This is a genomic window from Candidatus Cyanaurora vandensis, assembly GCF_013285555.1.
In the GTDB taxonomy this organism is placed as follows: domain Bacteria; phylum Cyanobacteriota; class Cyanobacteriia; order Gloeobacterales; family Anthocerotibacteraceae; genus Cyanaurora; species Cyanaurora vandensis.
Window position 1 is genome coordinate 1 of sequence record NZ_JAAXLT010000044.1, and the last position, 9,246, is coordinate 9,246.

Annotated in this window: 8 protein-coding genes and 1 pseudogene; 2 read left to right on the plus strand and 7 right to left on the minus strand. The window is 53.6% G+C overall.

Annotation, left to right across the window (positions count from 1 at the left end):
* Nucleotides 1-683: 683 nt before the first annotated feature.
* From HFM78_RS02655 to HFM78_RS02670, 4 genes are all read right to left on the minus strand, one after another.
* Nucleotides 684-1,967 (minus strand): glutamyl-tRNA reductase, encoded by a 1,284-nt coding sequence (locus HFM78_RS02655; RefSeq protein ID WP_287127869.1) that lies wholly within the window; start codon nucleotides 1,965-1,967, stop codon nucleotides 684-686.
* Between the two features lie 171 nt (nucleotides 1,968-2,138).
* The gene (locus HFM78_RS02660; protein ID WP_287127870.1) at nucleotides 2,139-2,516 is read right to left on the minus strand and encodes a DUF1257 domain-containing protein; all 378 of its coding nucleotides are present in this window, start codon (nucleotides 2,514-2,516) and stop codon (nucleotides 2,139-2,141) included.
* Between the two features lie 96 nt (nucleotides 2,517-2,612).
* The gene (locus HFM78_RS02665; RefSeq protein WP_287127871.1) at nucleotides 2,613-4,121 is read right to left on the minus strand and encodes an AAA family ATPase; all 1,509 of its coding nucleotides are present in this window, start codon (nucleotides 4,119-4,121) and stop codon (nucleotides 2,613-2,615) included.
* Between the two features lie 20 nt (nucleotides 4,122-4,141).
* Complete coding sequence (locus HFM78_RS02670) at nucleotides 4,142-4,558, minus strand: hypothetical protein (protein WP_287127872.1); 417 nt, start codon at nucleotides 4,556-4,558, stop codon at nucleotides 4,142-4,144.
* A gap of 51 nt (nucleotides 4,559-4,609) precedes the next feature.
* Between HFM78_RS02670 and cobA the strand changes: the two genes are divergently transcribed.
* On the plus strand, nucleotides 4,610-5,353 hold the full coding sequence (gene cobA / locus HFM78_RS02675; protein ID WP_396032775.1) for a uroporphyrinogen-III C-methyltransferase: 744 nt from the start codon (nucleotides 4,610-4,612) through the stop codon (nucleotides 5,351-5,353).
* Here cobA and dnaK read toward each other — a convergent pair.
* The 3 genes from dnaK to HFM78_RS02690 all read right to left on the minus strand — a co-directional run bounded on the left by dnaK (nucleotide 5,350) and on the right by HFM78_RS02690 (nucleotide 8,805).
* Nucleotides 5,350-7,170: a molecular chaperone DnaK gene (gene dnaK / locus HFM78_RS02680; protein WP_287127874.1), complete on the minus strand. Its 1,821-nt coding sequence runs from the start codon at nucleotides 7,168-7,170 to the stop codon at nucleotides 5,350-5,352. The genes cobA and dnaK overlap by 4 nt on opposite strands.
* 65 nt (nucleotides 7,171-7,235) lie before the next feature.
* Complete coding sequence (grpE, locus tag HFM78_RS02685; protein WP_287127875.1) at nucleotides 7,236-7,808, minus strand: nucleotide exchange factor GrpE; 573 nt, start codon at nucleotides 7,806-7,808, stop codon at nucleotides 7,236-7,238.
* Between the two features lie 94 nt (nucleotides 7,809-7,902).
* On the minus strand, nucleotides 7,903-8,805 hold the full coding sequence (locus HFM78_RS02690; RefSeq protein ID WP_287127876.1) for a bifunctional riboflavin kinase/FAD synthetase: 903 nt from the start codon (nucleotides 8,803-8,805) through the stop codon (nucleotides 7,903-7,905).
* A 272-nt stretch (nucleotides 8,806-9,077) separates the two neighbouring features.
* On the opposite strand from HFM78_RS02690, the pseudogene HFM78_RS16080 reads away from it, so the two are divergent.
* A pseudogene (locus HFM78_RS16080) lies at nucleotides 9,078-9,246 on the plus strand (RNA-guided endonuclease TnpB family protein); the annotation flags it as partial.

A 9,246-nucleotide genomic window follows, 5' to 3' on the forward strand; every position in this document is an offset into this window, starting at 1 on the left:
AGATGAGCAGTTTAAACATCAAAATCACATCAATGGGTTTGCGCCCAGCGTTACTTTTTCTGGGTTGCTCGTAAACTTGGTTTAAGATTGGTCGAAATTTGGACCAAGCCATCAAGCTGAGTAAGAAAGCATTTTTGCTCAACCAAGCGTGCTTGCCGTTTTTCCCAATCCCAGATTCCTTGCTGCCCCAGGTTCAATCCAACTCTTTCTCCTATTTTCTCATTTATGAGGACAGACAGCAATTAATCGTGGTGCCCTAAATAAGCCCATTATGTTATTCATAACCAGCTTCTGTTTACTCAAGCTTTTTTCAACATCCTTCCGCACCAGATCTAAGAATTCAAGGGGCGTACGTACCCCTTCTAAATCGCGGAAGAAAGCTAACTTTTTTTTCTGGTGCCTCTGCCTGCATCTTTTTGATGACGGTCGTTTTACCAAGTCGCCGCTCAGCAAGTAGCTCTAAACTTCGTTGCTCCAACACACCCCATAGGCGGGTGATTAAAGCATTGCGTCCCACTACCTGCTCAAGCAGTATCATGTCGCCCGGATTTGCCTTCATCTTACGTATATCCTCTTTGTCTTGAGGCACCCATAACATACGTCAATTTCAACATACGTCATTTTTGACTTATATCGCAAAGATTTTCTGTAGGGGCAGATCAGACGTACTCAGGTGCAACCTTTCAATTCTGAGGATTCTCTAAGTTAAACAAGGTCTGGAGGGCTTGCATGGCTTGGCGGCGGGCTTGGACATCTTGCTCGGCGCGGATTCGCAAAACAGGGTCATGGAGAATTTTGTTGACAATGGCGCGGGTGAGGCTGTCAATAACCTCTTGGTGCTTGCCTGCGAACTCATTGCCCAAGCGGGAGAGGGCCTTTTCGAGTTCGGCAAGGCGGATAGATTCCACTTTTTGACGAAAGGAATTCAATGTGGGTACTGCGTCCTGGGTATAGCCCCACCACTCAGTAAACTTGGTCGCATCCTCTTCCAAGAGCAACTGCGCCTGCTGAACCATCTGTTGACGGTGAGCAAGATTGCGGTCTACGACTTCCTTGAGGTCATCCACGTTGTAGGACCAGACCCCCGGTACTTGATTCACGTCAGGGGCAACGTTGCGGGGCATCCCGATGTCAAAGAACGTCAAAGTCCGGCTGCCGAGTTCGAGATGCTCTAGGTGACGACGGGCGAGGATGGGTTCCTGGGTCGCCGTGCTGGTGAAAACTAGATCCGCCTCAGTCACTGCAATTACCAACTTTTCCCAGGGTAGAACTGCAATCGGCTGGGGGAACTGACTAGCCAATTTCTCGGCGCGGTCCAGGGAACGATTGAGAATCGTGATGCGGTCGGCACCCTTGGCGATGAGGTGGCGTACGAAGAGTTCCCCCATATCCCCGGCTCCCACCACAAGGTTGTGACGGCCCTTGAGACCCGCAAACTTGGCATGGGCCAATTCTACCGCTGCTGAAGAGATGGAGACCGCGCCCGTACCAATCTCCGTATCGGTACGGACCCGCTTACCCGCCCCAATTGCTGTCTTAAAGAGTTCATTTAAGAAACGGCCTGTTGTCCGGGCCTGCTGCGCCTGTTGGTAGGTGGATTTCACCTGGGCCAAGACCTGCCCCTCGCCAAGGACCATCGAGTCTAGCCCCGCCGCCACCCGAAAAAGATGGATCACCGCATCCTCATGAAGCAGCGTAAAAAGGTGAGTCTGGAGGGTCGGTAGCGCGACCTGTTTGAGGCGAGACAAGTAATGAATGACCTCCCGCACCCCATGCTCCGTATCCGTCACCACCACATAAACCTCAAGACGGTTACAGGTATTGAGGATAGCTACCTCCTGGACGTGGGTACAGGCGGCAAGACAACCCTGGAGGGTCGCGGTCAGTTCCTCATTGGCGATGGTGAGACACTCACGAATCTCAACGGAAGCCGTGCGGTGACTCAAGCCTACGACTGCAAGGTACATCCATTCATCCTTAAAAGCTGGAGCCGCTCACTGTGTTGCGATTGTTACCAATCCAACCCAATTTTATCAGGCTTGGAACACAAGTATCATAGCCGCCTCTGTCCCCAGTGGCGCAGGTTTCAATAAAAAGCGGTGCGCGTCCAGGACACGCCCCGCTTCGGGGAGTGGACACTACTTTTGGATGGTCAACCGGGTCGAACCATCACTGCCAACGCCCTGAGCAACCACGGTGTGGCCCGTGCGACGGACTTCAGAAAGGGTCTTGGTCACTGCGTACTTCTGGTTGATCGAGTTGATGAGCTCGGTCTGGTTGTGCTTCTTCGCCACGCCCCACAGGTCAGCGATGAGGTCAAAGGACCCATCGGGGTTGCGAGACCAGCCGAGGTCATATTCGCCTTCGAGGGTGGCGACGAGGTCGGCCCGGACCCGCTGTCCGTTATAACCGCGGACATCCGCCATGGTCTTGACGCTGATACCCAGGTCCTTCAGAGAGGTCTTCAGGATTTCGGCATCGGTGATCTTGGTGCGCAGTGTGCTAAAGTGGGACATGGTTTAAGTCTCCTTTGTTTACAGAAGTTAACGTTCTTACATCCTCAGGTCTGGTCAAGAAAGCTTGAGAGCTTGGCGGTTCCTCCACTTTCTTTCCTAGAACTCAGCACGTAAGTATTCAGCGAAACTGGTCGCCGCCGGACGTGCCCGGTTGCGAGCCCATTCACGCAGAGCGGTCACCTGTTCCATCATCGTACGAGAGATGGGCATGGTGGACCTGAGAGCCGACAGGATGTCAAACTGTGTAAACTCTCGTTTCTGCGCAAAAGCTTCATACATCGCGGCAACAATCGCCTGTTCGATCTCTGCTCCAGAGAATCCTTCACAGGCTTTGCCCAACTCTTCGATGTCAAATCTGTCTATTTCCTTACGCCGCTTCGCCAAGTGGATGCGGAACACCTCGGTCCGTTCATCCTGCGTGGGTAGGTCAACGAAAAAGATCTCGTCGAATCGTCCCTTGCGGAGGAATTCACTGGGTAATTTTTCGACTCGGTTCGCTGTCGCCATCACGAAGACGGGGGAGTTCTTTTCCTGCATCCAGGTCAAGAAACTGCCGAAGATACGCGAAGAAGTCCCGCCATCCGCGTCCGCTGAACCCGCTGCTCCGGCAAAAGCCTTGTCGACTTCATCAATAAAGAGGATAGCAGGCGAAATGGACTCAGCGACTCTCAGGGCATTGCGGAGATTGGCCTCGGAACGCCCGACCATTGAGCCATCATAAACCCGGCCCATATCTAGGCGTAGGAGAGGCAATCCCCACAGACGGGCGGTTGTCTTGGCGATTAAGGATTTTCCACAACCGGGTACGCCCAAAATTAGCATCCCCTTGGGTTGGGGAAGACCATACTGACGGGCACGTTCGGTGAAGGCCCCGGCCCGTTGGGTCAGCCACCGCTTCAGTTCGGATAATCCACCTACGGCTTCAATAGTTTCGTCGAACTCTAGGAATTCAAGGATACCGTTGCGCTTGATGACTTGCTTTTTCTCAGAAAGGATAATGTCTACTTCTGATTCAGTCAACTTTCCAGCAACTACATCAGCTTTGCGGTAAACTTTATCAGCTTCATCACGGGTGAGACCGAGGGCTGCTTTGAGCAGTTTCTCACGGGTCTCGGGGGTAACACGCTTCTTGCCAAAGGGGACTTTGAGGTGTTGGTTGAGGACTTCATCGAGTTCCTGCATATCCGGCAGGGGGTACTCGACCATCACGATATCTTTTTCAAGTTCGACGGGAACATTCTGAATGGGGGACATCAAAATTAATGTCTTCTGAGTGCCTCTGAAATTTATGACAGTATCGCGCAACCAGCGGTTAACCTCAGCATTGTCTATAAAGGGATGCAAATCTTTGAAGATGAAAATACCACTTTCTTTGTAACGACTGGCCCACTCAATGGCGGCTTGGGGCGAAATGGTATTGTGCTGGGTAGGGGCATTGGTCCGCCCATACTCGACCATCCCGTGAGTCACCGTCCACACAAAGACATGGTGCTGGGGTTTGGTCTGAGCAATGCGTGCAATCGCTTCTTCCGCCCGCTCCTCTTCAAAAGTGACGAGGTAAATGAGGGGGTATTGTGCTTGAATTAGAACTTCGATTTCACGCATCACCAGCACCCCTAAATGAATTAGCGCAAAGAGAGTACAGGAGCAACCCGGGTGTCATCTAATATCGCCCCGCTCGTCTCCGGTAAACTCGTCAACTCACCATCTCGCAGAATGACTGGGGTCTTACAACTAGGACAGCTATGTAGACGATAGCTCTGACCTAATCGCTCCTCCACTAAGTCGCCATGCTCCAGGTAAAACGCTAAAGCCCGCTCGGTTAACGTAGACATCGGCTCTTCTTCCAGGGCGGCCTGGACCTTGAGTTGACGATGGAGTTCGGGCGAAATATAAAGCGTAACCTTGTGTTTCTCTTCGAGTTTCACGTGCATGGTCCCGAGTTGAACGCGTTCGTCGCGTGAGAACATCTTACTTAAACCCGTCGCCATGACAGCATGAATGTAATATTTCTTAATAAACTCTTGGTTTGCGATAACCACGACGCGAATTCCACCCCTTAAAATAGGTAAACATCTACCGCTGTGTAGATGTTGGAAGGTGCTGTGACGCTCGGAAAAGTTTATTTAGTCGGGGCAGGACCAGGAGACCCAGGGTTACTCACCCTCCGCGCCAAAGCACTCCTCGAACACGCGGATGTGGTCCTCTACGATGCCTTGGTCAGCCCTGAGATCCTCCAATTCATCCATCCCGCTGCCGAATGTCTCTACGCCGGGAAGCGAGCGGGGATGCACTCTTTGTCTCAAACTGAGATTATCGCCTTACTTCTAGTCAAAGCCCAAACCGCCGGGGTAATCGTCCGGCTCAAAGGGGGCGATCCCTTCTTATTTGGGCGTGGTGGCGAGGAATTGGTGGCTCTGCAAGCGGCGGGGGTCCCGGTGGAAGTGGTCCCAGGAATTACAGCGGGGATGGCCGCCCCGGCTTACCTCGGCGTGCCCCTGACCCATCGCGGTCTGAGTTCTTCGGTGGCCTTTGTGACGGGTCATGAGGCCGTGGGCGAATACCAGCCCCGGGTGGATTGGGCGGCCCTAGCGCGGTCAGTAGATACCCTAGTGGTCTACATGGGGTTACAGCAACTTCCCCAGATTGTCGAAACGCTACTCCAGGCCGGTAAAGATCCAGCTACCCCCATCTTGTTGATTCGCTGGGGGACTACCCCACGCCAAGAACATCTCCAGAGCACCCTCGCTGTAATTTTGCCTCTAGCTCAGAGTCAGGGTTTCAGTGCCCCAGCGATTATCATTATTGGCCCAGTAGTAGGACTTTTGCGTGGTTAGAAGGGCTCGTCGTGCTGTTCATAGATGGAGGCTCCTACTGCTAATAGTTGTTCTTGGAGATGTTCCATCTGTTGACGGAGCTTGAGAATTTGGGGTTCTTCGGCTTCGAGCAAGGTCCGCACTTCGGCCCGCGAAAGCTCAAGCTGGGTGGCAAGCTCAGGGCGCACGAGATCCCGGTTATTGCTGAGGGTGCGTTCGCAGGAGTAGATCAACTGTTCGCATTGGTTGCGTAACTCTACGAGTTCGCGGCGGCAGCGGTCGGCCTCGGTGTAGGCTTCGGCCTCCTGGCGCATCTGCTCAATTTCGCTAGCGGAGAGCTTCCCGGAACTGGAGACCATGACTTTTTGTTCACGGTTGGTACCCCGGTCCTTAGCAACCACATTTAGGATACCGTTGGCATCAATCCCAAAAGTGACTTCAATCTGAGGGATGCTGCGCGGAGCTGGGGGGAGCCCCGAGAGGTTAAAACGAGCCAAAGTCTTGTTGTCCATCGCCATCGAACGCTCACCCTGGAGGACATGGACCTCGACCGTAGTTTGACCATCGGCCCCGGTGGTGAAGATCTGCGACTTGCTGGTGGGAATTGTGGTGTTATGTTCGATGATTTTGGAGAAGACCCCGCCCACGGTCTCGATGCCCAAGGAGAGCGGGATGACATCGAGTAACAACACGTCCTGGATTTCACCGCCCAATACCCCGGCTTGGACAGCCGCACCAAGGGCCACGGACTCGTCGGGGTTCACCGAGCGGTCGGGTTCTTTGCCCATGAACTTGCGGATCGTCTCCTGAATCACCGGGATGCGACTGGAGCCGCCGACGAGGATTACTTTGTGGACCTCTTGAGGGGTCAGACCCGCGTCCTGGAGGGCACGGCGGGTGGGGTTCATCGTCCCCTCAACGAGATCGCTAATCAAAGACTCGAACTTGGCGCGGGTCAAGGTGGTGTCGAGGTGTTTGGGTCCGGTATTGTCGGCAGTGATAAAAGGTAGGTTGATCGAGGTGCTGACGGTGGTGGAGAGTTCAATCTTGGCTTTTTCGGCGGCTTCTTTGAGCCGTTGGAGGGCCATGCGGTCCTTGGCAATGTCTAAATTTTGGGTAGTCCGAAACTCTTCGATTAACCACTGCACAATCCGGTCGTCAAAGTCATCCCCGCCCAAGTGATTGTTCCCAGCGGTCGCCATCACTTCAAAGACCCCATCGCCTAATTGCAGGACCGAGACATCAAAAGTCCCGCCCCCGAGGTCAAAGACCATGATGCAGTGGTCTTTATTCTGGCGGTCCAGTCCGTAGGCCAGAGCCGCTGCGGTCGGTTCATTGACAATCCGCAAGACATCTAGCCCCGCAATCACTCCGGCATCCTTGGTGGCCTGTCGTTGGGCGTTGGTGAAATAGGCCGGAACCGTAATCACCGCCTCCGTCACTGCCTCACCTAAGAAACTCTCGGCATCCTGCTTGAGTTTTTGCAGGATCATCGCGGAAATCTCTTGGGGAGTGTAGGTCTTGGCGCGGGCTTCGACACTCACCATGTCGTCTTTAGCCGGGACGACTCGGTAAGGGATGCGCTTACGCTCAGCTTCTGTGTCTAGCCAAGTGCGCCCGATCAACCGTTTGATCGAGAAAATTGTGTTCTCAGCGTTGGTCACGGCCTGACGTTTGGCGAGTTGACCAACCAATCGCTCGGAGGTCTTCGTGAAGCCGACGATGCTCGGGGTGGTTCGTCCGCCTTCACTGTTGGCAATGACGACGGGTTTACCCCCTTCCAAAACCGCAACGCAACTGTTGGTGGTGCCGAGGTCAATGCCAATCACTCTACCCATGGGTTTCCTCGTTCTCTCAGTCGGGCATAGGGTTGGGAAGGGTTGAACGCGTCAGGAAACATGGCTTAAGGACTATCCTCTAGAACATCAAAGACTTCAACCGTGCCGGGGATAGGCGTTGCCACTTTGACAATGACCGGACGGAGGACCTTATCTCCCAGATAGTACCCCTTTTGTAACTCGGCTAAGACAGTCTCTTGGGTATAGCGGGGAGATTCCTCTTGGAGGATAGCCTCGTGGAGGTTGGGGTCAAAGGGCTTGCCGACCGCTTCAATCGGGACAAGACCGACTTTTTCGAGAGCAGCCTGTAACTGTTTATTGATCGCCTGATAACTGTTGTTGAGGGTGGTCTCCCGCTCAGTGTCCGGCTGGATCTGGAGGCGCGCCCGCTCGAAGTTATCGAGGACAGGTAAGAGTTCCAGGAGGGTATTGAAGGCGGCGGTGACCTTCATTTCGTCCTTTTCACGTTGAGTGCGGCGGCGGTAGTTGTCGAAGTCCGCGTAGAGACGGGCGTATTGTTGTTCTTTGTCCTTTAGCTGAGCCTGGGTTTGGTCCAAAACACTAACGAGACGGATGATCTCGCCGCTTTGGGCTTCTTCGAGCGGGGTACCGGAGGCACTAGGGTTGGGTTCATTCATGGCGGTCCGAGAACGGGAAAACACTACTTTCGTAGTTTAGGCAACCTGGGGGCGTTTTGGACTATAGTTCCCAAGAAAGCTGGGATCGTGTCATTTATTTAGGAATTAATAGTTGGCGGGCAGTGCAGGTATCGGCTTGGATCTGTTGCTTGAGTGCAGCCACTGAGGTGAATTTGGACTCAGGGCGCAGGTAGCTGAGCAACTCGACGGTCAAGGTTTTACCGTAGAGGTCCCCCTGCCAATCCAACAGGTGTACCTCTACCCGCTGCTCTTGACCGGCGAATGTGGGCCGATAGCCAAGGTTGAGGAGTCCCGGCTGAGCTTGATCATCCCAGGTTACTTGGACCAGATAGACCCCGCTACAGGGAAGAAATTTGCGGGGTGAAACAGCGAGATTAGCGGTCGGGAAACCCAGCGTCCGTCCGCGTCCATCGCCCCGGACCACCGGACCCCGGAGTTGGTAGTTACGACCCAAGAGTTGATGGACCGTCTCGAGATTGCCTTGGGCTAGAGCGGCACGGACGGCAGAACTGCTGACTCGTCCAGCTTCCCACTGAGTCTCCGTCGCCACACAGACCTCAAAACCATGACTTGCCCCCCAGGTCCGTAATAGTTGGGCATTCCCGCCGCGCTGGTAGCCAAACTGGAAATCCGGGCCGATACTGATGCGGGTCGCGCCGAGTTGCTCAATCAGGACCTGCTGCACAAATTCAGGAGCCGGGAGGCGGGCCAAGGCGGGGGTAAATGCCAACACGACAGTCTGGACAAAACCGAGTTGGGCCAAGAGTTCCAACCGTTCTGGGCCGGGGGTTAACAGAAAGCCCTGCTGACCACTGAAATATTCGCGGGGATGGGGTTCAAAGGTGACGACCGTGGGGTTGGGCTGGTCGAGGACTTGACACAATACGGCCCGATGACCCCGGTGTACCCCATCAAAGTTACCAAGGGCAAGGGCACTGGGGCGTTGGGCAGGCTCGAGCTGGGTCAGTATATGCACCTCCTGATTTTAAGATTTGTAAAAATATTCGTCAATCTGACCTATCGCTACTCCGCACTGCGCCTGACAACCGTGAACGCGCCCTAGCTAGGGCTTCCAGCCTATGTTTCAAGAAAGACTAGCGAAAACTAGTCCGCATATCTACGAAATTTTTTATTACCAAAAGCGGCGTAAAGCCCCTAGCTTTAGCTATGGGGATATAAGCCGCCACCACTGAAGGGAGTCATAAAGTTAACAACGATAAATAAAGTGTCATAGGTTATAATTGTGTCATGATTGTCCTTGAGTCGAAACTTGACGGAAAACTAGAACAGTATGCAAAGCTCGATGAAGCTATCCGCACTGCCCAGTTCATCCGTAATAAAGCACTCCGCTACTGGATGGATAACAGCGGAACTAATAAACAAGATTTATATAAGTTGTGTCCTGATTTAGCCGAAG

Bases quoted from the DNA above. Each gene is read 5' to 3' on its own strand.
- HFM78_RS02665 (WP_287127871.1), bottom strand. From the start codon at position 4,121: ATGCGTGAAATCGAAGTTCTAATTCAAGCACAATACCCCCTCATTTAC.
- HFM78_RS02655 (WP_287127869.1), bottom strand. From the start codon at position 1,967: ATGTACCTTGCAGTCGTAGGCTTGAGTCACCGCACGGCTTCCGTTGAG.
- HFM78_RS02660 (WP_287127870.1), bottom strand. From the start codon at position 2,516: ATGTCCCACTTTAGCACACTGCGCACCAAGATCACCGATGCCGAAATC.
- grpE (WP_287127875.1), bottom strand. From the start codon at position 7,808: ATGAATGAACCCAACCCTAGTGCCTCCGGTACCCCGCTCGAAGAAGCC.
- dnaK (WP_287127874.1), bottom strand. From the start codon at position 7,170: ATGGGTAGAGTGATTGGCATTGACCTCGGCACCACCAACAGTTGCGTT.